The sequence below is a fragment of the Lysinibacillus sp. 54212 genome (assembly GCF_036662795.1).
Taxonomy (GTDB): domain Bacteria; phylum Bacillota; class Bacilli; order Bacillales_A; family Planococcaceae; genus Lysinibacillus_B.
The window spans coordinates 1-518 of the sequence record NZ_JBAFWZ010000076.1 but is presented as its reverse complement, the minus strand read 5'-3'; the positions used below and the strand labels follow the sequence as shown (position 1 = coordinate 518).

General features: G+C 38.0%; 1 protein-coding gene. It reads right to left on the bottom strand.

What is annotated here, in order from left to right; all coding sequences use genetic code 11:
• Positions 1–20: 20 nt before the first annotated feature.
• Complete coding sequence (locus V4T18_RS18315; RefSeq protein WP_332651895.1) at positions 21–422, bottom strand: hypothetical protein; 402 nt, start codon at positions 420–422, stop codon at positions 21–23.
• Positions 423–518: the final 96 nt, after the last annotated feature.

Genomic DNA, 518 nt, shown 5'->3' with positions numbered 1-518 from the left:
GCAGCGATTAAACGATAAAATTATTTCGCGGATTCAATCGCTTCAATTAGATTTGTAAAGATAGCTGGATCTTCAACATCTTCGTCTGTTACTTCATTCACAATCTCAAAATCATCAGCGTCCACAAGTAAAATACTGATGCCGTCTTTAATAAACTCGTCTGCTTCGACTTCACCTTCATAATACTGATACGTTGCTACTACAACATGGGTGCCAGCCTCTTCATCAAAAAACATATAAAGCGTATCCGAATTTCCGTACACTTCCTCTAAAACTGAACGCAACTGAGGTGTACCCACGCTCCATTGCACTTCTTTATTTACTGTTGCTGCAACTAATGATTCTACAAATTCTTCTACTGTATTCATTCCAATACCCTCCATTCCACCAAACATTCTGCGGTAATCTAGCCACTGTACCATAAAATGACCCGTTAGGTAAATTTACAGCCTTTCGCAAATACAAATGCAATCTACTTATTTAGGGTGTGAATGTAGTGGCATGTTATTCATGTATTT

Coding starts and splice junctions, on each gene's coding strand:
- V4T18_RS18315 (WP_332651895.1), bottom strand. CDS start 422: ATGGTACAGTGGCTAGATTACCGCAGAATGTTTGGTGGAATGGAGGGT.